Origin of the sequence: Bradyrhizobium sp. WSM1743 (assembly GCF_000473065.1) — a bacterium.
Taxonomy (GTDB): Bacteria; Pseudomonadota; Alphaproteobacteria; order Rhizobiales; family Xanthobacteraceae; genus Bradyrhizobium.
Window position 1 is genome coordinate 42,986 of sequence record NZ_AXAZ01000047.1, and the last position, 20,671, is coordinate 63,656.

General features: G+C 64.2%; 22 protein-coding genes and 1 pseudogene. 15 read left to right on the plus strand and 8 right to left on the minus strand.

From position 1 onward, the window contains the following. Positions 1–31: 31 nt before the first annotated feature. Positions 32–160: pseudogene (locus tag YU9_RS50140) on the minus strand (epoxide hydrolase N-terminal domain-containing protein); the annotation flags it as partial. 85 nt (positions 161–245) lie between these two features. After that, positions 246–701, minus strand: a complete 456-nt coding sequence (locus tag YU9_RS0125055) for a GatB/YqeY domain-containing protein (RefSeq protein ID WP_027575274.1) — start codon at positions 699–701, stop codon at positions 246–248. 225 nt (positions 702–926) lie between these two features. Here YU9_RS0125055 and carA point away from each other — a divergent pair, with 225 nt between their 5' ends. After that, positions 927–2,117 (plus strand): glutamine-hydrolyzing carbamoyl-phosphate synthase small subunit, encoded by a 1,191-nt coding sequence (gene carA / locus YU9_RS0125060; RefSeq protein WP_027575275.1) that lies wholly within the window; start codon positions 927–929, stop codon positions 2,115–2,117. Between the two features lie 212 nt (positions 2,118–2,329). Next, entirely contained in the window at positions 2,330–2,851 is a 522-nt protein-coding gene (locus YU9_RS0125065; protein WP_027575276.1) for a cupin domain-containing protein, read from the plus strand. A 136-nt stretch (positions 2,852–2,987) separates the two neighbouring features. Here YU9_RS0125065 and YU9_RS0125070 read toward each other — a convergent pair whose 3' ends face one another. Further along, a complete protein-coding gene (locus tag YU9_RS0125070) occupies positions 2,988–3,512 on the minus strand; it encodes a Dps family protein (protein WP_027575277.1) in 525 nt (174 codons plus the stop codon). A gap of 114 nt (positions 3,513–3,626) precedes the next feature. On the opposite strand from YU9_RS0125070, the gene YU9_RS0125075 reads away from it, so the two are divergent. Then, on the plus strand, positions 3,627–4,328 hold the full coding sequence (locus YU9_RS0125075) for a class I SAM-dependent methyltransferase (RefSeq protein ID WP_027575278.1): 702 nt from the start codon (positions 3,627–3,629) through the stop codon (positions 4,326–4,328). Positions 4,329–4,610: 282 nt separating this feature from the next. Here the strand turns inward: YU9_RS0125075 and YU9_RS0125080 are convergent, their stop codons facing one another. Then, a complete protein-coding gene (locus YU9_RS0125080) occupies positions 4,611–4,988 on the minus strand; it encodes a helix-turn-helix transcriptional regulator (protein WP_027575279.1) in 378 nt (125 codons plus the stop codon). A gap of 111 nt (positions 4,989–5,099) precedes the next feature. Between YU9_RS0125080 and YU9_RS0125085 the strand changes: the two genes are divergently transcribed. The 3 genes from YU9_RS0125085 to greA all read left to right on the plus strand — a co-directional run bounded on the left by YU9_RS0125085 (position 5,100) and on the right by greA (position 10,565). After that, positions 5,100–6,269: an MFS transporter gene (locus YU9_RS0125085; RefSeq protein ID WP_027575280.1), complete on the plus strand. Its 1,170-nt coding sequence runs from the start codon at positions 5,100–5,102 to the stop codon at positions 6,267–6,269. A gap of 143 nt (positions 6,270–6,412) precedes the next feature. Beyond that, positions 6,413–9,877 (plus strand): carbamoyl-phosphate synthase large subunit, encoded by a 3,465-nt coding sequence (gene carB, locus YU9_RS0125090; protein ID WP_027575281.1) that lies wholly within the window; start codon positions 6,413–6,415, stop codon positions 9,875–9,877. A 214-nt stretch (positions 9,878–10,091) separates the two neighbouring features. After that, the gene (greA, locus tag YU9_RS0125095) at positions 10,092–10,565 is read left to right on the plus strand and encodes a transcription elongation factor GreA (protein WP_027563740.1); all 474 of its coding nucleotides are present in this window, start codon (positions 10,092–10,094) and stop codon (positions 10,563–10,565) included. 377 nt (positions 10,566–10,942) lie between these two features. On the opposite strand, the gene YU9_RS0125100 is transcribed toward greA, so the two are convergent. Continuing rightward, positions 10,943–11,422 (minus strand): Lrp/AsnC family transcriptional regulator, encoded by a 480-nt coding sequence (locus YU9_RS0125100; protein WP_027575282.1) that lies wholly within the window; start codon positions 11,420–11,422, stop codon positions 10,943–10,945. 267 nt (positions 11,423–11,689) lie between these two features. On the opposite strand from YU9_RS0125100, the gene trxB reads away from it, so the two are divergent. The 5 genes from trxB to YU9_RS48095 all read left to right on the plus strand — a co-directional run bounded on the left by trxB (position 11,690) and on the right by YU9_RS48095 (position 15,659). Continuing rightward, entirely contained in the window at positions 11,690–12,655 is a 966-nt protein-coding gene (gene trxB / locus YU9_RS0125105) for a thioredoxin-disulfide reductase (RefSeq protein WP_027575283.1), read from the plus strand. A gap of 4 nt (positions 12,656–12,659) precedes the next feature. After that, positions 12,660–13,583, plus strand: coding sequence for a LysR family transcriptional regulator (locus tag YU9_RS0125110; RefSeq protein ID WP_027575284.1), 924 nt, complete (start codon positions 12,660–12,662; stop codon positions 13,581–13,583). 444 nt (positions 13,584–14,027) lie between these two features. Beyond that, positions 14,028–14,936, plus strand: a complete 909-nt coding sequence (locus tag YU9_RS0125115; RefSeq protein ID WP_027575285.1) for a 4-hydroxy-tetrahydrodipicolinate synthase — start codon at positions 14,028–14,030, stop codon at positions 14,934–14,936. 297 nt (positions 14,937–15,233) lie between these two features. Then, positions 15,234–15,383 (plus strand): hypothetical protein, encoded by a 150-nt coding sequence (locus tag YU9_RS49195; RefSeq protein WP_167406957.1) that lies wholly within the window; start codon positions 15,234–15,236, stop codon positions 15,381–15,383. A 129-nt stretch (positions 15,384–15,512) separates the two neighbouring features. Beyond that, the gene (locus tag YU9_RS48095) at positions 15,513–15,659 is read left to right on the plus strand and encodes a hypothetical protein (RefSeq protein ID WP_198028298.1); all 147 of its coding nucleotides are present in this window, start codon (positions 15,513–15,515) and stop codon (positions 15,657–15,659) included. A 79-nt stretch (positions 15,660–15,738) separates the two neighbouring features. Here the strand turns inward: YU9_RS48095 and YU9_RS0125130 are convergent, their stop codons facing one another. Next, a complete protein-coding gene (locus YU9_RS0125130; RefSeq protein ID WP_027575286.1) occupies positions 15,739–16,416 on the minus strand; it encodes a ParA family protein in 678 nt (225 codons plus the stop codon). Between the two features lie 381 nt (positions 16,417–16,797). Then, on the minus strand, positions 16,798–17,142 hold the full coding sequence (locus tag YU9_RS0125135; RefSeq protein ID WP_027575287.1) for a hypothetical protein: 345 nt from the start codon (positions 17,140–17,142) through the stop codon (positions 16,798–16,800). A gap of 544 nt (positions 17,143–17,686) precedes the next feature. Between YU9_RS0125135 and YU9_RS0125140 the strand changes: the two genes are divergently transcribed. From YU9_RS0125140 to YU9_RS50145, 4 genes are read left to right on the plus strand one after another with little or no spacing between them, the layout of a single operon-like run. Next, on the plus strand, positions 17,687–18,853 hold the full coding sequence (locus tag YU9_RS0125140) for a CaiB/BaiF CoA-transferase family protein (protein ID WP_027575288.1): 1,167 nt from the start codon (positions 17,687–17,689) through the stop codon (positions 18,851–18,853). 2 nt (positions 18,854–18,855) lie between these two features. Beyond that, positions 18,856–19,779: a CoA ester lyase gene (locus YU9_RS0125145; protein WP_027575289.1), complete on the plus strand. Its 924-nt coding sequence runs from the start codon at positions 18,856–18,858 to the stop codon at positions 19,777–19,779. Beyond that, positions 19,739–20,188 (plus strand): mobile mystery protein B, encoded by a 450-nt coding sequence (locus YU9_RS46150; RefSeq protein ID WP_245266521.1) that lies wholly within the window; start codon positions 19,739–19,741, stop codon positions 20,186–20,188. The genes YU9_RS0125145 and YU9_RS46150 overlap by 41 nt, the downstream gene beginning before the upstream one ends. A 27-nt stretch (positions 20,189–20,215) precedes the next feature. Beyond that, the gene (locus YU9_RS50145) at positions 20,216–20,395 is read left to right on the plus strand and encodes a hypothetical protein (RefSeq protein ID WP_027575290.1); all 180 of its coding nucleotides are present in this window, start codon (positions 20,216–20,218) and stop codon (positions 20,393–20,395) included. Between the two features lie 66 nt (positions 20,396–20,461). Here the strand turns inward: YU9_RS50145 and YU9_RS0125155 are convergent. Beyond that, on the minus strand, positions 20,462–20,671 hold a 210-nt coding region (locus YU9_RS0125155), incomplete at its 5' end, for an integrase core domain-containing protein (protein WP_027575291.1).

A 20,671-nucleotide genomic window follows, 5' to 3' on the forward strand; every position in this document is an offset into this window, starting at 1 on the left:
GAGCTACCGCAGCGTCGCGAAGAACATTCTGACATCCCGCACGAGCAGCTCCGGCCCGCCAATCGTGGTCGTTCGCCGAATAGGTGCAGATCTCCTGGATCCACTTCAGCGGCGCGCCCCGGCTCCAGTCGTCGACGAGCTCCGCATCCGGCCAACGCGTTGCGGACGAGGCGCGCGTGGAGAGATACCCCTCACCCGCCTCGCTTCGCGAGGCACCTCCCACAAGAGGAGAGGGTAAGAACGGCCTAGCCCGACAGCGCCGCCTTCACCAAGCCGGACGCCTTGCCGAAGTCCATCTGGCCGGCGTATTTCGCGCGCAGCACGGCGATCACCTTGCCCATGTCCTTCATGCCGGCGGCGCCGGTCTCGGCGATCGCGCCTGCGATCGCCTTTTTCACGTCCTCCTCCGACATCTGCTTCGGCAAATACGCCGAGATCACCGCGATCTCCTCGCGCTCCTGCGCGGCAAGCTCGGCACGGCCGCCCTTATCGTAGAGCTCGACCGCTTCCTGGCGCTGCTTGATCATCTTCTGCAGCACGGCGAGGATGTCGGCGTCCGACAACGGCGGCTTGCCGCTGCCGCGGGCATCGATGTCGGCGTTCTTGATGGTCGAATTGACCATGCGCAGCGTGGACAGCTTGCGCTCGTCCTTGGCCTTCATGGCCTCCTTGACCGCATTGTTGATGTCGTCGCGCAGCATGTCCGGTCCTCTCAATCGTTCGCGCATGATCTAAGCCGTTCGCGCGTAAGAGGCCATACCGGACCGGCGGCCGGCGCATTGTTTCCTCGCGGAGGCTCGAAATGGCTCAAAATTGCCAGTTCCGACCTAAGTGCCTGAAGCCGCCCGTCAAATATGCAAAAACGCATGTGAATCGGCCTGTTCCCGCTTTGACGGGCACGCGCGGGGGGCTTATGAAGCGGGCTCATGACACAACATGACAACGATCCCGCTTGGCCGGACCACAAACCGACCGCGCTCCTCGTGCTTGCCGACGGCACGGTGCTCGAGGGCTTTGGTCTCGGCGCCGAAGGCCATGCCGTCGGTGAGGTCTGCTTCAACACCGCGATGACCGGCTATGAGGAGATCCTGACCGATCCCTCCTATGCCGGCCAGCTCATCACCTTCACCTTCCCGCATATCGGCAATGTCGGCACCAACGAGGACGACATCGAGACGGTGAACATGGCCGCGACGCCGGGCGCGCGCGGCGTGATCCTGCGCACCGCAATCACCGATCCCTCGAACTACCGCGCCACCAAGCATCTCGACCAATGGCTGAAGGCACGCGGCATCATCGGCCTCTCCGGCATCGACACCCGCGCGCTGACCGCGCTGATCCGCTCCAAGGGCATGCCCAATGCCGTGATCGCGCATTCCAGGACCGGCGAGTTCGACCTGCACGGCCTCAAGGAAGAAGCACGCGAATGGCCCGGCCTCGAGGGCATGGACCTCGTGCCGATGGTCACAAGCGGCCAGCGCTTCACCTGGGACGAGACGCCTTGGCTGTGGGACAAAGGCTTCGGCCGGCAGGAGAAGCCGGAGTTCAACGTCGTCGCCATCGACTACGGCATCAAGCGCAACATCCTGCGCCTGCTCGCCGGCGTCGGCTGCAAGGTGACGGTGGTGCCGGCAACGACGTCGTCCGAGGACATCCTGGCGATGAAGCCGGATGGCGTATTCCTGTCCAACGGTCCGGGCGATCCGGCTGCGACCGGCAAATATGCCGTGCCTGTGATCCGGGACGTGATCAAGTCGGGCACGCCGACATTCGGCATTTGCCTCGGTCACCAGATGCTCGGCCTTGCCGTCGGCGCCAGGACGAAGAAGATGCATCAGGGCCATCACGGTGCCAATCACCCGGTGAAGGACGAGACCACCGGCAAGGTCGAGATCACCTCGATGAATCACGGCTTTGCCGTCGACGAGACGACGCTGCCGAAGGGCGCGACGCAAACCCACATCTCGCTGTTCGACGGCTCCAATTGCGGCATCCAGCTCGACGGCAAGCCGGTGTTCTCGGTGCAGTACCACCCCGAGGCCTCGCCCGGCCCGCGCGACTCGCATTATCTGTTCCAGCGCTTTGCCGACCTGATGCGGCAGAAGAGGAGCGCGTAAGGCGCTCTTGCGTGCCCAGGGCGCAGCACAGCACGCCGACCTTCGCGGCGTGATGCGCTGCTGAACCGGGGCCCATAGCAGCGACATGCTGGGTCCCGGCTCAGCGACGCATCGCTTTCGCGCTGCATCGCGTCCGGGACACGAGACCTCCGCAGGAACGCCTCCTCCTTCTTCGATGTTGTCTTGGCATCTTCGTGTAGTCGGAGCCTGCTATGTCCGTCGTCCGCGACAATGCCGAGCCGCTCGCCATCGTCTTCGAAGACGATGGCCTCGTGCCGAACAACATCCTTCCGTTCCTGGTCTACCAGGGCGCGGTGAAGCTCGATCCCAAGCGTCCGGAAGAGACCATCGAAAACCTGTTCGAAGCGAACGGCTGGGGCGGGACGTGGCGCAACGGCGTCTACGACTATCTGCATTATCATGCGACGGTGCACGAAGTGCTCGGGGTTGCGCGCGGCAGCGCCCGCGTCCGCTTCGGCGGCGATCATGGCCAGGAGCTTCAGATCAAGGCGGGCGACGTCGCGATCCTGCCGGCCGGCACCGGTCATCAATGCATCCAGGCGAGCGATGATTTCTGCGTGATCGGCGCCTATCCGCCGGGCGCAAAGATGGAGATCACACGGGCGACGCCGGAGAACCACGCCGAAGCGCTGAAGACGATTCCGAAGGTGGCGCTGCCGCCGGCCGATCCCGTGACGGGCCAGGATGGGGCGTTGATGCGGTTGTGGCGATAGCCACAAGGCCGGTGCGTAGGGTGGGTTAGCCGCCGTAACCCACCACCTCTTTCACCGCGGAAGCAGAAGAGGTGGGTTACGCCGAGCAGTGCGCGCTTCGCGCAGTCCGCACGGCTAACCCACCTACGCATCCCTGTTACGCCGCGTTGCTGCCCTCCTGGCGGGTGGCCTCGAACAGGAACCAGGTGCGGCGCTCGGTCTCGTCGATGAAGACCTCGAGGATGCTGGCGCTGGCGACGTCGCCGGCCTCGTCGCAGACCTCGTGCGCCTTGCGCATCGCAGCTGCGACGTGCTTGTTGTCCTGCATCAGCTCGCGCAGCATCTCCCGCGGCGGGACATAGTCCTCGTTGTTGTCCTTGATGGTCTGGAGCTTTGCGACCTGGCCGATCGATTTCAGCGTGGTGCCGCCGATCTTGCGGACGCGCTCGGCAAGCTGGTCGGTGGTGGCGAAGATCTGGTCGGACTGCTCGTCGAGCAGCAAATGATAATCGCGGAAATGCCGGCCGCTGGTGTGCCAGTGGAAATTCTTGGTCTTGAGATAAAGCGCGAACGCGTCGGCCAGCAGCACGTTGAGCGCTTCCGAGACCTTCTTGACTCCGTCGGACGGCAGATCAGTGGGGGTGTCGAGATCGGGCGAGATCTTGTTGTTGGTTTTGCTCACGGGAGACCTTCCTGTTAGGACGCGGACATTGACGGCGCGCCGTCGCACCCCTAACGCAAGGCGGGCAGCGCCGGTTCCTGAGCAGGAACCATTTGGCCGGGACCTTCGAATACCATGGACGATTGGATCGATTATTACGACTCGACGCATACGATCTATGTCAGCAAGCTGCATCGCGACTTGCACTTCCAGATCATCGCGCGGGACATCATCGGCTACATCCCCTCGCCCGATGCGACGGTGCTGGACTATGCCTGCGGGGAAGCGCTGTCGGCGAGCCAGGTGGCCGTCGCCTGCGGCAAGCTGATCCTCGCCGAACCGGCGCCGGGCGTGCGCGGCCGGCTGATCGCGCGGTTCGCCCCGAACACCAAGATCCGCGTCCGCTCGCTCGATGACGTCCGCAAGATGCAGGACCAGTCGATCGATCTCGCCGTGATGAACTCGGTCGCGCAATACATGACGCCTGAGGAGCTCGATGCCGCCCTCCTCAACATCCGCCGCATCCTAAAACCCTCCGGCAAGCTGGTGCTTGGCGATATCCTCCAGCCCAATGTCGGCATGGTCAGGGACGTGATGGCGCTGCTCGGCTTCGGTCTGCGCCACGGCTTCCTGAAGGACGCGCTGCTCGGGCTGATCAGCACCGCACTGTCTGATTACCGTCATCTGCGCACGCGCATCGGGCTTCAGCGCTACAGCGAGGACGAGATCACCGCCAAGCTGAAGGCGGCGGGCTTCGCGGTCCAGCGCGCCCACAGCAACATCGGCCATAATCGCTGGCGCATGACCTTCATCGCGCGGCCGCCTTTGGTTCGTTAAGCATAACAATTAGCCGTTGTAGCCTTATCGCACTGCGACCGCTAATGATCGCGCCGGCCCGGTGGCGGAAGCGTCTACGCGGGAGCGGTGCATCGCTCTTCATCCTGGTTCAAATCCAGGCCGGGTCTCCAGCCTTCGCTGGCTCCGCCAGCTTCGGCTAGGCAAGCCCTATCGTAGCGTGTCCGGCGTAGCTGGAGCGAAGCGGAAGCGTAGACGGACTGCCACCCAGAACGCCGGATATCGCGACGCGCCGGGCTCATCAGCGGCCCACGCACAACCGCCTCATTTTCGGTCAACCTCGACCAATTCGCAGCCGGACACGAGCGGGAGCCTGTCCGCATCCTTGGCTGCAGAGCCGAGCACGGCATCGAGCAGGCCGGGAAAACGCGCCTCCAGGTCCTCACGTCGCAGCCGCATGAAGCGGTTGGTGCCCGCCACGCGAGTGCGCATCAGGCCGCAGTCGCGCAGCTTGGCGAAGTGATAGGCGAGGTTCGACTTGCCGCTCAGCGCGCTGAAGTCGCTGCAGCGGAGTTCGCTGCTGACACGTTCCTGCTGGGCGAGCTGGTAGACGATCGCCAGACGGATCGGATCACTCAGGCAATCCAGGACCATCGGCAGCTCGATCTGCTCGCGGGTGGGATGGTGCGGCGTGCGACTCATGGTCCCAGAATCATAGCGATGCGACGACAATGTTCAATAGTTCTTGAACCAATTGACACCGAGACCGCTTCGTTCGATAGTTCAATAAACGTTGAACATAAGGGATTACCGATGAGCGTCTTCTGGCTGGCCCTGGGGGCCTTTGCGATCGGCACCGAAGGGTTTGTGATTGCTGGCCTTTTGCCTGCGATTGCGAGCGATCTGTCAATTTCGGTCTCGGCCGCGGGCCAATTGGTGACCGCCTACGCTCTCACCTATGCCGTGGGCTCGCCGGTCCTGGCGGTGGCGCTGAACAATGTCGATCGCCGCACCGTGCTGGCTTTGGCGCTGACGACCTTCATTGCCGGAAATATCGCGGCCATGGCGGCTCCCAACTACGCCCTGCTGCTGGCCTCGCGGATGCTGATGGCACTGGGTTCCGGGCTTTGCATGCCGACGGCGCTCGCGGTGTCGGTCGCCGTCGCCTCCCCAGAACGGCGCGGCCGCGCGGTGGCGCTGGTCACCGCGGGGCTCACGGTTGCGACCGTGGTCGGCGTTCCCTTCGGCAATCTCGTCGGGAGCCTGCTCGGTTGGCGCGCGACCTTTGCCATGGTCGCCCTGATCGGCGCCGTCGCGCTCGCCGGCCTGCTGCTCGGCCTGCCCAAAGGCCTGCCGCGCAACACGGCCTCGCTCAGCGAACGGCTGGCGGTGGCGCGCCACGGCCACGTTGTGGTCGCGCTTCTGATCACGATGTTATGGGCGCTGGGCGGCTTCACGGTGTTCACCTATTTCGCAGTCCCGCTGCGCGGCCTCGGCTTCGACCCCTCACAAATCAGCCTTGCTCTGCTGGTGTTTGGCGGCGCGGCGGCGATCGGGAACATGCTTGGTGGCGTCCTGGCCGACCGGCTCGGCACGCTAGCGACCGCAGGCCTCGGGCTCGCCGGCATGGCGGGCGCCCTGATCCTGCATTCGCTGGTCCTGAAGCTGATGCCCGGCCAGGCGCATTACGCGGTGCTCGGCGCGATCTTCCTCTGGGGCCTCTCGGGCTGGGCGTTCTATCCGGCCCAGCTCGCCAGCATCATCCGGATCGAGCCGCAGGCCTCGATGATCGCGCTCTCGCTCAACGCCTCATCGATGTATCTCGGCTTTGCCATCGGCGGGGCACTGGGCGGCGCGGTGCTCGCCACCCTCTCGCCAAACGACCTCGGCTGGATCGGCGGATCGAGCGTTGCGGCCTCGCTTGTGGTGCACCTCGCCCGTGGCTGGCAGGCCCGGCCAAAACCCGTCAAAATTGCCGGTTGATGGGCATTTTTCGGGGTTTCGCCGCCCCGAAAACTGGTCTAAGACCCACCCGCGCGCGAGGGAAGACCCCGCGCTCTCGCACAAGGGGACGCGCGGCAAGCGCGCCCTTTTTTTGTGCCCAAATTCCACTTCGGCGAGAGTTGATGCCCAAACGTACAGACATCACCACCATCCTGATCATCGGCGCCGGCCCCATCGTGATCGGCCAGGCCTGCGAGTTCGACTATTCGGGCACTCAGGCGGTGAAGACGCTGAAGGAAGAGGGCTATCGCATCGTCCTCGTCAATTCCAACCCGGCCACCATCATGACCGATCCGGAACTGGCCGATGCGACCTATATCGAGCCGATCACGCCCGAGATCGTCGCCAAGATCATCGAGAAGGAACGTTACATCATTCCCGGCGGCTTCGCGCTGTTGCCGACCATGGGCGGCCAGACCGCGCTGAACTGCGCACTATCGCTGCGCCGGCAAGGCACGCTGGAGAAGTTCGACGTCGAGATGATCGGCGCCACCGCTGACGCCATCGACAAGGCCGAAGACCGCCAGCTATTCCGCAACGCCATGGAGAAGATCGGGCTGCAGACGCCGAAGTCGCGGCTCGCCAACGCCTCCGAGCTGAAGAAGTCGTTCCGCGACAAGTACCACGCCGAACGCGAGAAGCTGTCGGGCGCGGCGCTCGAAGAGCTCGACCGGCAATGGACACTCGGCGAAGGCGACCGCCGCAAGCGCTATCAGGAATATGCGCTGGGCCAGGCGATGATGGCGCTGTCCGAGATCGGCCTGCCCGCGATCATCCGCCCCTCCTTCACCATGGGCGGCACCGGCGGCGGCATCGCCTACAACAAGGAAGAGTTTCTCGACATCATCGAGCGCGGCCTGGACGCGTCTCCCACCAACGAAGTGCTGATCGAGGAATCCGTGCTCGGCTGGAAAGAGTACGAGATGGAGGTGGTGCGCGACAAGAACGACAATTGCATCATCGTCTGCTCGATCGAGAACCTCGATCCGATGGGCGTGCACACCGGCGATTCCATCACGGTGGCCCCGGCGCTGACGCTGACCGACAAGGAATACCAGATCATGCGCGACGCCTCGCTGGCGGTGCTGCGCGAGATCGGGGTCGAGACCGGCGGCTCCAACGTGCAGTTCGGCGTCAATCCCGAAGACGGCCGCATGGTCGTCATCGAGATGAATCCGCGCGTGTCGCGCTCCTCCGCGCTGGCCTCGAAAGCCACCGGCTTTCCGATCGCAAAGGTCGCCGCCAAGCTCGCGGTCGGCTACACGCTCGACGAGATCGCCAACGACATCACCGGCGGCGCCACGCCGGCCTCGTTCGAGCCGACCATCGACTATGTCGTCACCAAGGTGCCGCGTTTTGCCTTCGAGAAATTCCCGGGCGCCTCGACCACGCTGACCACGTCGATGAAGTCGGTCGGCGAAGTCATGGCGATCGGCCGCACCTTCCAGGAAAGCCTGCAAAAGGCACTGCGCGGGCTCGAGACCGGATTAACCGGCCTCGACGAGATCGAGATCGAGGGTCTCGGCCGCGACGACGACAAGAATGCGATCCGCGCCGCGCTCGGCACGCCGACGCCGAACCGCATCCTTCAGGTCGCCCAGGCCATGCGGCTCGGCTGGTCGAACGAAGACATCTTCAACTCCTGCAAGATCGATCCGTGGTTCCTCGGCGAGATGCGCGGCATCGTCGACATGGAGGAGAAGGTCAGGAAGAACGGCCTGCCCGGCAACGCCTTCGGCATGCGCACCCTGAAGGCCATGGGCTTCTCCGACGCGCGGCTCGCCGTGCTCGCCGAGACGACAGAGGCCGAGGTCAAGGCGAAGCGCCACGCGCTCGGCGTTCGCCCGGTCTACAAGCGCATCGACACCTGCGCGGCCGAGTTCGCCTCGCCGACCGCCTACATGTATTCGACCTACGAGGCGCCGTTTGCAGGCGCACCGGCGGACGAGAGCACGCCATCCGACAAGAAGAAGGTCATCATTCTCGGCGGCGGCCCCAACCGCATCGGTCAGGGCATCGAGTTCGACTATTGCTGCTGCCATGCCTGCTTCGCGCTGCACGATGCCGGCTACGAATCCATCATGGTCAACTGCAATCCGGAGACGGTGTCGACTGACTACGACACCGCCGACCGGCTCTATTTCGAGCCGCTTACCGCCGAGGACGTGCTGGAGATCATCGCGACGGAGCGCAGCAAGGGCACGCTGCACGGGGTGATCGTGCAGTTCGGCGGCCAGACGCCGCTGAAGCTGGCGCGTGCGCTGGAAGCCGCCGAAGTGCCGATCCTCGGCACCTCGCCCGACGCCATCGACCTCGCCGAGGACCGCGACCGCTTCAAGCGCGTGCTCGACAAGCTCAGGCTCAAGCAGCCGAAGAACGGCATCGCCTACTCGGTCGAGCAGGCTCGCCTCGTCTCCGCCGATCTCGGCCTGCCGCTGGTGGTGCGCCCGTCCTACGTGCTCGGCGGCCGCGCCATGCAGATCATCCGCGAAGAGAACCAGCTCAACGACTATCTGCTCGGCACGCTGCCGGAGCTGGTGCCTGCCGACGTCAAGGCGCGCTATCCGAACGACAAGACCGGGCAGATCAACACCGTGCTCGGCAAGAACCCGCTGCTGTTCGACCGTTATCTGTCTGATGCCACCGAAGTCGACGTCGACTGCCTCTGCGACGGCAAGGACACCTTCATCGTCGGCATCATGGAGCACATCGAGGAAGCCGGCATCCACTCGGGCGATAGCGCGTGCTCGCTTCCGCCGCACTCGCTCGATGCGAAGATGATCGAGGAGCTGGAGCGGCAGACCCGCGAGCTCGCGCTCGGCCTCGACGTCATTGGCCTGATGAACGTGCAATACGCCATCAAGGACGGCGAGATCTACGTGCTCGAGGTCAATCCGCGCGCTTCGCGCACCGTGCCGTTCGTGGCCAAGGTGATCGGCACGCCGGTCGCCAAGATCGCCGCGCGCATCATGGCGGGCGAGAAGCTCGCCGATTTCAAGCTGAAGAGGGCGGCGCTCAAGCACGTCGGCGTCAAGGAATCGGTGTTTCCGTTCGCGCGCTTCCCCGGCGTCGACACGGTGCTTGGCCCCGAGATGCGCTCGACCGGCGAGGTCATGGGCATCGACCGCAACTTCGAGGTCGCCTTCGCCAAGAGCCAGCTCGGCGGCGGCACGCGGGTACCACGCAAAGGCACGGTGTTCGTCTCGGTGCGCGAAAGCGACAAGACGCGCATCGCCGATGCCGTTCGCGAACTGCATTCGCTCGGCTTCAAGGTGCTGGCGACGTCGGGCACCGCGCGCTTCCTGACCGACCAGGGCGTCCCGACCGAGAAGGTGAACAAGGTGCTGGAGGGCCGGCCGCACATCGTCGATGCCATCACCAATGGCGACGTCCAGCTCGTCTTCAACACCACCGAAGGCCCGCAGGCGCTGGCGGATAGCCGTTCGCTGCGGCGCGCGGCCCTCTTGCATAAAGTGCCGTATTACACCACTCTTTCCGGGGCCGTGGCGGCCGCGCAGGGCATCCGCGCCTATCTGGGCGGGGACCTTGAGGTTCGTACCCTGCAGAGCTACTTTTCGGAAACCTGATCGCTAGCGGCGGCGAAGCTTCCGCTAAGTGATTGGCAATGAAGCCACAATGGCCGCAGGAACTGTCCGGCCGGGTGGTGGTTCTGTTCCGGCGCTAAGCCCATATCTGTCAACGTTCCGAGCGTCCTTCGCGCTGGACTCCGGAAACACTGACGAATCAAGGTTGCGGCGCCCATCCGCGTTTGGGGCGCACGATCGAAGGACGAGAGAGACGATGGAAAAGGTTCCGATGACCCAGGCCGGCTTTGTTGCGCTCGGGGAAGAATTGAAGCAGCGCCAGTCCGTGGACCGTCCGCGGATCATCGAGCATATCGCAGAGGCGCGCTCGCACGGAGACCTGTCGGAAAACGCGGAATATCACGCCGCAAAGGAAGAGCAGTCCCACAATGAGGGCCGCATCGCCGAGCTCGAGGACAAGCTCGCGCGCGCCGACATCATCGATATCTCGAAACTGTCCGGCGACACCATCAAGTTCGGCGCCACGGTGACGCTGGTCGACGAGGACACCGAGAAGAAGACGGTGTGGCAGATCGTCGGCGAGGTCGAGGCCGACGCCAAGAAGGGCCGCATTTCCATCACCTCGCCACTCGCGCGCGCGCTGATCGGCAAGAAGAAGGGCGCTTCCGTCGAAGTCAACACGCCCGGCGGCGCCAAGGCGTACGAGATCACCAAGGTGGAGTGGCGGTAGGGATTTGCCGCTGCACATGGTGGCGAATTGGAAAAGGCCGCGCAACGCGCGGCCTTTTTGCTTTCGCGTGTTGTGAAAGCGCTCACACTCTCGCCACACGTCATTGCGAGCGCAGCGAAGCAATCCAAACTGCCACTGCGGAAAGACTCTGGATTGCTTCGCTACGCTCGCAATGACGATGTTGATGCAGCGAGCACAACTCCATCACCGTCACCCTGAGTTGGCCGCTTCTTCAGCGGCCCTCGAAGGGCAACGGCCCGGCTGTTGCCGCGCGCTGCTGCAAGCGGGCCGTGCATCCTTCGAGGCTCCCCATGGGACGCATTGCGCCCCATGCCTCGCGCCTCAGGATGACGGATTGGAAGCCCGCTTGGCGCCGGCTACCTTCTCCCCTTCACCTCCAGCGGCACCGCCGCCTCGTATTTCGAATTGTGCAGCACCAATGACGTCCGCACGTTGCGGACATGGGGCGCCGCGGTGAGGTGCGTGACGAAATCCTGGAAAGTCGCCATGTCGGGGGCGACGCATTTCAGGATGAAATCGACTTCGCCCGACAGCATCCAGCATTCCCGCACCAACGGCTCGGCGCGGACGAATTCCTCGAAGGCGCGCAAATCCGCCTCGGCCTGGCTGGACAGGTGCACGACGGCGAACACGGTAACGTCGAAACCGAGCTTGCGCGCGTCCAGGAGGCCCCGATAGCCATGGATATAGCCCTCCTCCTCCAGCGCGCGGACGCGACGCAGGCAGGGGGGCGGCGAGATGCCGACGCGCTTGGCCAGCTCGACATTGGTGATTCGACCGTCGGCCTGAATCTCGGCGAGAATTTTCAGGTCGATCTCGTCCAGGTTCCGCGACACGTGATTGGAACTCCTGCCCTTTGCGGACGGTATGGGTGATTTGTCGAAATCCTCATAGCCCAGTCCACACGGGCGGCGCAATTTTATTGCGCGCGCAGCGCAAATCGACTTTTGTTCCCTGTTGGAAAAATCCGCCGAGAGGGAATGCAATTCTTGCATGGCTCACCAGAACGCTTAGATTGGCTCTGATATTTCAGCGCCTCCGCGAGGCCTCCCGGCATGTTCCGCGCCCGCGCTGCAAATCCCCCGTGAAAGGCGTCCATCGAAATGTCCGCTCCTGTTCATGCAAAGGTCGTCATTATCGGCTCCGGCCCCGCCGGCTACACGGCGGCGATCTACGCCGCGCGCGCGATGCTCGAGCCGATCCTGATCCAGGGCATCCAGCCCGGTGGCCAGCTCACCATCACCACCGACGTCGAGAACTATCCGGGCTTCGCCGACGTGATCCAGGGCCCCTGGCTGATGGAGCAGATGGAGAAGCAGGCGGTCCATGTCGGCACCAGGGTCGTCACTGACCTGGTCATCAAGCTTGACACTAAGCAGCGGCCCTTCCGCCTCACCTGCGACAGCGGCGACGTCTATCTCGCCGACGCCGTGATCCTCGCCACGGGCGCGCAGGCGCGCTGGCTTGGGTTGCCGTCCGAGGCGAAGTTCCAGGGCGGCGGGGTGTCGGCCTGCGCCACCTGCGACGGCTTCTTCTACCGCGGCAAGGAAGTCATCGTGGTTGGCGGCGGCAACTCCGCGGTCGAGGAAGCCCTGTACCTCACCAACCATGCCTCGCAGGTCACCATCGTGCATCGTCGCGATCACTTCCGCGCCGAGCGCATCCTGCAGGAACGCCTGTTCAAGCATCCGAAGATCAAGGTGATCTGGGACTCCGCCGTCGACGAGATCTGCGGCACCGAGAACCCCAACAAGGTCACCCATGTCCGGCTCAGGAACGTCAGGTCCGGCGCACTGAAGGACGTGAAGGCCGACGGCGTCTTCATCGCCATCGGCCATGCGCCGGCGACCGAACTCGTCAAGGATCAGGTCAAGCTGAAACCGTCGGGCTATGTCGAGGTCGCCCCGAACTCGACCGCCACCTCGGTGCCCGGCCTGTTCGCCGCCGGCGACGTCGCCGACGAGACCTATCGCCAGGCCGTGACGGCCGCCGGCCTCGGCTGCATGGCCGCACTCGAAGCCGAACGTTTCTTGGCCCTTCGCGCCAGCGAGCGCGCGGCAGCGGAATAGAATCATGCCTCGAACACGCGACGGATTTACGGATATGGACTGGGACAAGCTGAAGGTGTTTCACGCGGCGGCGGAAGCGGGCAGCTTCACGCATGCGGGCGAGCAGCTCGGCCTGTCGCAATCGGCGGTGTCGCGCCAGGTCTCGGCGCTGGAGCAGGAGCTCTCGGTCTCGCTGTTCCACCGCCACGCCCGCGGCCTGATCCTCACCGAGCAGGGCGACCTGTTGTTCCGCACTGCGCATGACGTGTTCATGCAGCTTCAGGCGGCGCGCGCCAAGCTGACCGACAGCCGCGAGCGGCCGAGCGGCGACCTCAAGATCACCACCACGCCTGGCGTCGGCATCAACTGGCTGATCCCGCGGCTCGGCGAGTTCACCGCGCTCTATCCGGAGATCCGGATCTCGCTGATCGTCACCGACGAGGAGCTCGATCTGTCGATGCGCGAGGCGGACGTCGCGATCCGCACCCGCAAGCCGACGCAGCCGGATCTGATCCAGCGCAAGCTGTTCGCGATGGGCTTCCACGCCTATTGCTCACCGGAATACATCAAGCGCTTCGGCACGCCGCGCACGCTGGAGGAGCTCGACTCGCACCGCATCATCACGCTTGCCGATGGCAACTTCGCGCCGCACTTACAGAACCGCAACTGGCTGGTCGAAGCCGGTCGCAACGGATCGGGTCCGCGCGAAGCCTATTTCAAGGTCAACAACATCCTGGGACTCGTGCGCGCCTGTCAGCAGGGGCTCGGCATCGCTGCCCTGCCCGACTACCTCGTCGAGGAGCAGAGCAAGCTCGTGCAGCTGTTCGGCGAGTCGGATTCGATCCAGCTCGACACCTACTTCGTCTATCCCGAGGAGTTGAAGACGGTCGCGCGCGTGCAGGTGTTCCGCGACTTCGTGGTGAGCAAGGCGCAGCGCTGGCCGTCCTGATTTCCGCATGACTGACATGCGGCCCCGGCTGTTGCTGCAGGGCACTCGGCAAGCCCATAATGTTTGCACGCTGAGCCTTCGCGTTGCGCATTTGTCCCCCTCCTCCAGTGGCGCGGGAGTTCAGTAATCCCTCTTGGAAGGTGATTGTGTCGGCCTCACGTGGCCAATACCTAAGCCGGGCCCTCGGGTCCGGCTTTTTTTCGTCAAAAAGCGGCTTCGCCTTCCGCGTGTATTGACAGTTCCAGGCATACCCCGCATCATTTACACATGATCACGAAGTCGTGCGCAGTCATCTCGAAAAAAGGCCCCCATCCCGGGGCCTCGGAATTTTGCGCGCACTAGCTGACTTCGTCATCGCGAACAAATCCCGAAAACCCCGCCGCCTGGGCGGGGTTTTTTCATGTGCCCTCCGTCTCAGGCTTTTTCCCGAGAAGGAGATGGAACATGACCGGATTACGAGATCATTTGCACGGGCTGTGGCTGCCGCTGGTGACGCCATTTGAGGGCGGCGCACTGGACGAGAGGTCGCTGCGGCGGCTGACGCGGCACTACAGCACGCAGGCCGTCGACGGCTTCATCCTGGGGGCGACCTCCGGCGAAGGCATGACGCTGCGGGGGGCCGAGCTCGAACATCTCGTCGCCGTGGTGCGCGACGAGATGGCGGCCGGCGGCCGCACCCTGCCGATCTGCCTCGGGCTCTCGGGCGCGGACACCTCGCGCCTGCAGGAGCGCCTCGACGGGACCGCGGACTGGCCGATCGACGGTTACCTGATCGCCAGCCCCTATTACGTGCGGCCGTCGCAGCGCGGCCTCTTGGCGCATTTCGAGGCGCTCGCCGACCACGCCGCATGGCCGATCGCGCTCTACAACATTCCCTATCGCTGCGCGGTCAACATCACCAACCAGACCATGCTGCGGCTTGCCGAGCACAAGAACATCGTCGGCCTGAAGGATTGCGGCGCGAGCCGCGAGCAGTCGATCGCGCTGCTGCGCGACCGGCCGAAGGACTTTCGCGTGCTCACCGGCGAGGACGCCAACTATTTCGAGGCGCTCAGTGACGGCGCCGACGGCGGCATCGTGCTGTCGGCCCATGTCGAGACCGCGACCTTTGCAGCCGTGTATGCCGAGCTGAAGCGCGGCAACCACGATGCGGCGCTGGCGCGCTGGCAGGAGGTTGCCGAGCTGACGCGGCTCTTGTTCACCGAGCCGAGCCCCGCGCCGGCGAAGTACTGGCTGTGGCGCAGCGGCCTGATCGACAGCGCCGAAGTGCGCCTGCCGATGGTGGAAGTGAGCAGCGAGCTCGCGGCGGCGATCGATCGCGAGATCGAGCGACGGACGAAAGTCGCGGCGTAGCGGCACTGTCTCTCGACGCGCACGCTGCTCTTCCTTCTCCCCTTGCGGGAGAAGGTGGCGCGAAGCGCCGGATGAGGGGTATCTATCCGCACGGCAAAAGCTGCGTGCGTGGAGAGAGACCCCTCACCCGTCTCGCCGCTATGCGGCGAGCCACCCCCTCCCGCAAGGGGAGAGGGTAAGACAGGTCGTGGTTAACAGCGCGCGAACGCCCTTCGCAGCCGCCGCATGGCGCATCCACGGCTCGTTTACGCAATCGGGCCTATCGTTTCCGCAAAGGACTTCCAGAGGGGAATGACCATGGGGCATCGCATCCGGCCGACGGCCGCGCGGCAATTCGCGCCGGCTGATCTCTTGCAGGGCATTCTGGTGGTGTCGTCGTTCGGGTTCTGGGCGGTGATGCTCGGCCTGATGCCGGTGCTGCTGTTTCGCGTCTGGCTGGTCGGCTGACGCGAGCGAGCGCGGGATGGTTAATCCGTAGGTCACGGCTACGTTCAAATTGGCAGGTAGCAGCGACCCGGATCTTAAAACATCCCGGTTAGGTTTGGCGCCATAAGCGAAGAAATCGCGGAGGCGTTTGTGAATAGTCATAATGAACCGGCGTCGCATTGCGACGCCGGACAGCAGGGCTTTACCACCGAGGACATTCTCTGGGCGACCGGCATCTGGTCGGTGATCCTCACCTTGTCGCCGGTCATCGTGTTCTACATGCTGTTGGTGGCGTAAGACACCCGCATCGGTCCGGAAACGCAAAACGCGCGGCTCGCCCGCGCGTTTTTCGTATCCAGGAAATGACCAATGAAAATTAAGCGGCCTGCTTGTGCATTGCGCCGGACGCCGACGCCGTGCCGCGAATAGCCTTCACCGAACGCTCGATCGCCGCCCACAGCCTTGCGATCTCCTGAGCCGCGCGGCTCTCGGCCTGATACTCGCGCGCGCCTTCGCCGTGGCTGAGCGCCATCAGCAAATCCGAACGGTTGGTGATCTGGCCGCCCCACACCGGAGCGCGGAATTTCGCCAGCGCTTCGCGGGCGATGGTGACGATCGGGCTTTCGGCCTCATCACGGCGCGCCGGCGCACCGTTGAGCACGACCGCGTAGGGCTTGCGCGCCGCGCGGCACATCTGGATGGTTTCCTGAACCGCGTTGACGTCGAACACGCCGGGCCGCGCCGGAATGATCACCATGGTCGCATTGCGGATCGCGTCGTCGACGACGGCCGACAGGTTCGGCGGCGTGTCGATCAACACCCATTCATAACCGTCGCGCTTGGCAGCGGAGACGATGCCGCTGACGGAGTTCACGGCAGCCTTGATCGGCGGCTCGTTGGTGCCACGCAGCTTGTGCCACAGCGTCAGCGAGCCCTGCGGATCCGCATCCACGAGCATGACCTGCTTGCTCGCCTTGATCTGCGCGGCGAGATGTGCAGCCAGGGTACTCTTGCCCGAGCCGCCTTTACGCGATGCAAAAACAATAACGTTCATACCTTCGGCCTCCAGATTGACCCCAGGCCGCGAAAATGAATCAGCGCGGTGATTCGGGAAAGAAAAATTTATCAAAGGTTGCGTTGCGGCCACGAAATAACAAGGCGTGTTGGCATTTGAGTCACACTGCTGACTGTGACGTCACACACGAACTGCAACAAAACGCTTCGCGCGCGGGCAATCGTGCGTTTTTTGAGCAACGAGCGGGCCGACGCAACCTTGCCGCGCAAACCTGCGGGCGACTCTTTTCCGTCGCGGGCGCCCGAAACGGCTGCAGGGCTGCGCGGCGTTGCGCGAACAAAACGAGTCCGGTGGCTGTCGCGAGACTGATGCTGCCGGCCGGACGGAGGTTTCAAAACAGGAACGCGCTTCGCTCGGGACTCAGCCTTCGCTGGATTTCTTCTTCTTCGCCGCCGGCTTGGCGCTCTTCTTCGCGGTCTTCGGCGCGATGTTGGTCGGCTTGCCGGCGCGCAACTCGCCCGGCTCGGGGCCGGGGCGGAAGAACACCCGGCATTGCGGCGAGAGCTGCGCCTTCTTCTTGATCATGCAGGCGGTGATGGCATCGACGTTCGGAACGAACTCGCCGCACAGCCGCATCGCATCCGGCGTGCAGGCCTGCTGCTCCTCCTGGGTGTAGGCGAAACCTGAGCGCGGCAGCGCCAAGACGGCGAGGGCCAGCGAGAGGCCTCCGACGGCCAATGACTTCTTCAAGCGAAATGCCGGCATCGATTTCCCCCACATGTCGAGTCGGTGCGAATAGTGGGTGAACGGCGGTTCGTTGGCAACCGAGGGGAGATGCGAAAGGTCTGACGTGTGCGGTCTGGGCAACAGGGTGAGAGCGGCCGCCTTCTCCGCTGTCGTCGCCCGGCCTTGTGCGCAATTGCGCACTGGACCGGGCGACCCAGTATTCCAGAGACGCCGGACGTCCCCCGAGAAGCCGCGGCGTACTGGATCCCCCGCTCCAGTGCGCGGTTGCGCACAAGGCGGGGGATGACAGCCGTGGGTGGGCAGACACCGCAGCTGAACCTTTGGCGGAGCTGGCGAGATGGTGCTCAGGCGGAGGCTTGGGATGCCGTTCAACACAAAACTGCGAAAACAACCCCATGCACAGTAGCCAAGTCACGGCAATCCTTACGCATTTCTTGTCTTAGGATTTAGCGAAGTCGAATTTGACTCGTCGGGCAAAACAGGGGCATGATGGCAGCATCAAAAAATGCGCGTGGGTGGCCGGCTTGTCTCCTGCGCTGTTGGCGGGAGTGGAGGCGATCGCATGGACGGGAATGAGGCGGAGCTGCCGTTGTCGGGCGTGATGGTGCTCTCGCTGGAGCAGGCGATCGCGGCGCCGCTGGCCAGCCGGCATCTGGCGGATTGGGGCGCGCGGGTGATCAAGATCGAGCGGCCGGGCGCGGGCGATTTCTGCCGGGACTACGATCATGTGATGAACGGCATGTCGAGCCAGTTCGTCTGGACCAATCGTTCCAAGGAAAGCCTTGCCATCGACATCAAGAGCGAGGACGGCCGAAAGGTGCTCGATGCCCTGCTGCCGCAGGCGGACGTGTTCATCCAGAACCTCGCGCCCGGCGCGGCGGAACGGCTCGGCCTCGATGCCGCATCGCTCGTGCAAAGATTTCCGCGCCTCATCGCCTGCGACGTCTCGGGCTATGGCACTGGCGGTCCCTACAGCAACAAGAAGGCCTATGATCTCCTGGTCCAGTGCGAGGCCGGCGTGCTCGCCGTCAACGGCACCGAGGCTGAGCCGGCCAAGGTCGGGCTGTCGGTGGTCGATATCGCCACCGGCATGTATATCCTGAACGGCGTGCTGATGGCGCTGTACGCCCGCGAGCGGACCGGCAAGGGCACGGCGTTCCAGGCCTCGCTGTTCGATTCCATCACGGACTGGATGAGCTATCCCGCCTTCTACACTGAAAGCACGGGCCGGCCGCTGCCGCGCACCGGCGCGAAGCATGCGACGATCGCGCCTTACGGCCCGTTTCGGGTCGGCGACGGCAACACCATCTTCTTCGGCATCCAGAACGATCGGGAATGGCGGTCGCTGTGCCGCATCGTGCTTGGGGACGCCGGCTTCGCCGACCATCCGAGCTTCCGCACCAATCCGCTGCGCATGCAGAACCGCGACGATCTGCAGGCGCATATCGAGCAGCGCTTTGCATCGATGACCAGCGAAGAGGTGCTGCGGCTGCTGGACGAAGCCGCGATCGCCAACGCGCATCTGAACTCGGTCGAGGCCTTCCTGCAGCATGAGCAAATCCACGCGCGCTCGCGGGTGCAGACGGTCGACTCGCCATGCGGGCCGGTGATGAGCTTCCTGCCGGCGCTCACCATTCCCGGCGTGAAGCCGCGGATGGATCCGGTGCCTGATGTCGGCGAGCACAACGAAGCCATCCTCGGTGAACTCGGCCTCGGCGGGGAAACGTGACGATGGTCTCGCCGCGACCGAGCCGGGCCTATCTGGCTGTCCCCGCGCATCGCGTCCGCCTTGTCGTCAAGGCCGCGACTTCCGCGGCAGATGCGGTATTCATGGATCTCGAGGATGCCGTGCCGCCATCCGAGAAGGGTGTTGCGCTGGAGGAAGCCGTCCGCGCGCTGTCCTCGCTCGACTGGGGCAACAAGCGCGTCGCGGTCAGGCTCAACGCCGTCGACAGCCCGTTCATCGCGCAGGAGATCCGCACGCTGGCGGCGCTGCCGCGACTGGATGCGGTGATCGTGCCGAAGGCGGAGCGCGCCAGCGATATCACTGCCATCGCCGATCAGCTGCGCGCGGCCGCGCCGGATCGCGCTGCGCCGGTCGCGCTCGAACTGCTGATCGAGACCGCGCTCGGCCTCGTCAATGTCGACGCGCTCGCCGCGTGTCACGACAACGTGGCCGCGCTGCATCTCGGCGTCGGAGACCTCTCCGCCTCGCTCGGCGCCCGCACCTCCGACATCGGGATTTCGCCGGATGGCTACCGCCACGTCGGCTCGGCGCAAAGCGGCTACGCCTCCGCGCCGCTCGACCTGTTCGCCTATCCCATGATGCGCCTGCTGGTGGCCGCACGCGCCTTCGGCCTGCGCGCGATCGACGGCCCCTGCGGCGCGTTCCGCGATGGAAGGCTCACCGAAAGCAGCGCGCAAAAAGCCGCGGCGATGGGCTTTGACGGCAAGCAGGTGATCCACCCCGACCAGATCGACCCGACGCTGCGCGCGTTCGTGCCGTCGGGTGAGGAGCTGGCCCAGGCACGGCGGGTCGTCGAAGCCATGGAGCAAGCCGAAGCGCAAGGCCAGGGCGCGGTCACGCTGGACGGCAAGATGATCGATTATGCCAATGTGCGCATGGCGCGGAGGATTATTGGGTTGGGGTCGTAGCGGCGCATGGTCGCCGCCGGCGTCATCGTGCTGTTCGCGGCGATGCCGAACCGGGAAAAACATCGGCATTGATCCCATCCACATCCCTGTAGAGCTTCGATCCCTTATAGGCGACGCCCAGTATTGGGCTGACAACAAAACCTACCCGCCTTCCGAAGCTGCAATTCGCCTGCATCATCGCCTTGTAAGGATTCATCCCTTTCCCAATGGCAACGGCAGGCACGCCCGCATCATGGCGGATTCTGTTCTAGAACGCGTCTACAATGCAAAGCCAATCGACTGGGCAGGCGGACATGATCTTCAAAGGATGAACGAGCGGCGTACCGCCTACATCGCAGCTCTCAAGGCCGCGGACCGGGATGACATTGGTCCTTTAATCAAGTTCGTTGGTCCTCGTGATGATCTCTGACGCGCGAAGCCGTTAGATTTGCCGCCAATGGCAGTCGGCATCATCGTGCTGTTCGCGGAGATGCCGACCGGCGCCAACGCGTACATCTGTGCGGTGCAGTATCAGCGGCTGGTGAACCCGGTGTCGGGCGCGGAATTACGGAATTACGGTGACAGTGCACAAAATAGGCTGACCAGCGCCTCAGATAGCGCGCCGTGCAGAGATTAGTGCACTGGACTGCACCCCTGAAGTGAGACACGATAATTACAGTGACAGTGGGGTTGTCACGATGCGTTACCGCGCGTTGTTTTGCGCGAACGCGGTTTCGAACTCAAGGGGCGACTGGTATCCGAGCGCCGAGTGCAGGCGCTCTTTGTTGTAGACCTCCGCGATGAAGCTGTTGATGTGGCGGCGGGCGTCGCTCAGGTCGGCAAAGGCCTTGCCGTTGATCTGTTCAGCCTTGAGCGTTTTCATGAAGCTTTCAGCCTTGGCGTTGTCGAAGGG